Annotated in this window: 2 protein-coding genes; one reads left to right on the forward strand and one right to left on the reverse strand. The window is 75.5% G+C overall.

The window, feature by feature from the left end:
- Positions 1-49 precede the first annotated feature (49 nt).
- A complete protein-coding gene (locus ACFCX4_RS35700; protein WP_376151546.1) occupies positions 50-1,843 on the reverse strand; it encodes an alpha/beta fold hydrolase in 1,794 nt (597 codons plus the stop codon).
- Between the two features lie 268 nt (positions 1,844-2,111).
- Between ACFCX4_RS35700 and ACFCX4_RS35705 the strand changes: the two genes are divergently transcribed.
- Positions 2,112-2,378, forward strand: coding sequence for a hypothetical protein (locus ACFCX4_RS35705; RefSeq protein ID WP_376151548.1), 267 nt, complete (start codon positions 2,112-2,114; stop codon positions 2,376-2,378).
- Positions 2,379-2,906: the final 528 nt, after the last annotated feature.

The following is a 2,906-nucleotide window of genomic DNA, read 5'->3' on the forward strand; positions in this document are numbered from 1 at the left end:
CCCCCGCCTCGGGCAGGGGGGCGCGGGCCCGGGAGGGGCGGGTGCCGGGTTACCGCTTGGCGCAGGTCAGGTCGGAGGCCGGCAGGCGCCCGCCCGCGAGGTAGCGGTTGACCGCGTCGTCCACGCAGGCGTTGCCGTAGAAGCCGAACAGGGCGTGCTGGTTGGCGCCCTTGAGGGTCACCAGCCGGGAGGAGGGCAGCAGCCGGTGCAGTGCCGTGCTGTCCCGGTAGGTGGTCCTCGGGTCCCCGGTGGCGGCGACGATCATGACGTCGGCGTCGCGGCGCACCTCGGTGCGCGCCTCGCGCGGGGCGTCCCAGAACGCGCACGGGTTGATGTTGTTCAGCAGCGGGCCGAACAGCGGGTGGCCGGCCCGGCTGCGCTCGACACGGCGCCAGTAGTCCTCCGGATCCCGCGAGGTGGTGCCGTCGGCGCACATGATCGCCTGGTTGGAACTGCCGACCGGCGAGGCGTCGCCGGAGAAGGCGAACCGCAGGACGGCCGTCGTCCCCTCGGACGGGGTGACCTGCTCGCCCGCCGCGACCCGGGCGACCGTCGACATCTGGTCCGCGAGCGCCGCCCGCTCCTCGTCGGAGTCGCCGGCCAGGCCCATGAACAGCAGCAGCGGCACCCGGGTGTCGTCCAGTTCGACCGCCAGGTCACCGCTGCCGACCACCAGCGGGCGCTCGGCGGCGGTCCCGACGGTCCGCAGGATCCCGGCCGTCACCTCCTCGGCGGTGCGGCCGAGTCCGTAGGTGTCGTGACGCCGGGCCACCCACGCCGCCCAGGCCGCGTACGCGGCCTCGTTCTCCGGCAGCATGCTCGGGAGCAGCGCGGGCCCGTACGTGCGCGGGTCCAGCGCGCCGTCCAGGACCATCCGGTCGTAGCGGCCGGGGAACATCTGGGTGTACACGGTGCCCAGGTAGGTGCCGTAGGAGACGCCCAGGTAGGAGATCCTGCGCTCGCCGAGCGCGCCGCGGACGACGTCCATGTCCCGGGCCGTGTTGCGGGTACCGGCGTGCGGGAGCAGGTCGCCGGCGTTCGCCCGGCACTTCGCGGCGAGGTCCTTGTGGTGGGCGATCTGGCGCTCGAAGCCCGCGCGGTTCGTCCCGGCGGAGGAGAGGCTCGTGCCGACCGGCCAGCCGCAGTCGACGGGGGTGCTGCGGCCCACGAAGCGCGGGTCCATGCCGATGATGTCCCAGCGGCCGGCGTTCCCCTTGAGCGCGTCCCGGACCCGGGGCGGGGCGCCGAGGGTCGCACCGCCGGGGCCGCCGTCGTTCAGCAGCAGCGAACCGATCCGGTCGCGGGCCGAGGTCGCCCTGATCCGCGAGACGGCCACCGTGATCGTGCGCCCTCGCGGGTCCCGGTAGTCGAGCGGCACGGTGACGTCGGCACAGGCGGCACCGGCCTTCTCCAGTTCCGCGCCCACCTGGTCGGCGGGCCCCTGCACGCAGCTGCGCCAGTCGAGGCGCTGCTGGTGGAAGCGGAGGAGGTCGCGCGGCACGCCGGCGGTGGCCGGGCCGCCGCCGAACGCCTCGGCGGCCGAGGCGGGGTCGGCGGGGGCCGCCTGCGCGGGCCCGGTGGCGGCGGCCACCGTGCCCAGGGCGGCGGCGAGGGCGAGGCCGGCGGCGGCCGTTCGGCGGGCGGTGGACGACCGGGCCGGGCGGGCCGGGCGTGGGCGGGCGGACGGAGCGGAGGTGCGCGGGCCTGCGGTCAAGGTGTCTCCTCGGGTGACGTCGGATGCGGCGCGCACCGGGCCGGTCCGGCGGTCCGTTCCGCCGGGCCCCGGCCGCGGAACGCCCCGGCACGGGACCGCCGGCCCACCCGGAGGGCGGCCGGCGGTCATGACCTCACGCTAGGCAGCGGACGGGCCGTGATCACGACAGCAGACCCCCGGCCGCTTCCGGGGGACAACCCCACCCATCCCCTTCCCTTTCGGGCAGCGGAGGGTGTCCGAACGGCTGCTCACCGCTTCCGGCCCCGAGCCCGGGGCGCCGTTCCCGGGCACGCGGGGCCCCGCCGGAGGGCCCCGCGTGCGGGCTGGCCCCCGCCGCGCGATCATGGAGGGAAGGGGCGACAATTCCCCGCCCCCGCCTCCGTTTTGGGAGGACCCCATGCAGTACGACCCGACAGACCCCCAGAAGAAGGCCTTCGAGGAGAACGCGGCCGAGTTCCGCGCCTTCGACGACAGGATCCGGAGCGTCCAGGACACCGCCCGAGCCCGTCTGGCGGACAGCGGCTGGGACCCCGGCGACGACACCCAGGGCACCCTGCGCTGCCTGTCCTGCCCCTGCCCCGGCTTCGAGTTCGGCGGCTTCCAGGGACGGTGCAAGCGATCCAGCTGCAAGCACGCGTTCATCAACCACGATCTGCCCCGCTGAGAGCGAACGGCGGAACGGAATCACCGACCGGGGCCTCCGCGGCGCGACGGCGCGGTCGGCCCCGACCACGGAACACCCCCGTCGCGGGCGCGCGGTGATCACCGGGATCGCCGCGCGCCCGTTCGCGGTGCCGGGCGCACGCGGCACGGTTCCGGTCCGGCGGGCCCCTTCCGCGCGGCCGCCGCACCCGGCGGGGCCGCGGTCACCAGCGCGGGGCACCGTTGGGGGCCGGAGCGCGGCCAGGTCGGCGAGGGCTTGCATTACCCCGCGCATGCAACTATTGTCTTCACATGTAAGGCGCTTCCGCATCCATCTGGAGCACCTCGCCTCCGGCCCTGCCGGGCACCGCCGCGCACCCCCTCCTGCCGCGGCCCCGCCCGCACCGCCGCCGACCCTCACGGGCAACCCGTCACCTCGTGCCGGGTTGCCGTCACACCCCTCACTCCCCCGTAAAGGCACCACCATGTCCCTGAAGAAGATCCTTCCCGGCAAGCTCGGCTTCGGTACCGCTCCGCTGGGCAACATGTT

Origin of the sequence: Kitasatospora sp. NPDC056327 (assembly GCF_042261735.1) — a bacterium.
In the GTDB taxonomy this organism is placed as follows: domain Bacteria; phylum Actinomycetota; class Actinomycetes; order Streptomycetales; family Streptomycetaceae; genus Kitasatospora.

Excerpts from the sequence above, each read along its gene's own strand:
- ACFCX4_RS35700 (WP_376151546.1), bottom strand. The coding sequence starts at position 1,843 with ATGACCGCCGGCCGCCCTCCGGGTGGGCCGGCGGTCCCGTGCCGGGGC.
- ACFCX4_RS35705 (WP_376151548.1), top strand. The coding sequence starts at position 2,112 with ATGCAGTACGACCCGACAGACCCCCAGAAGAAGGCCTTCGAGGAGAAC.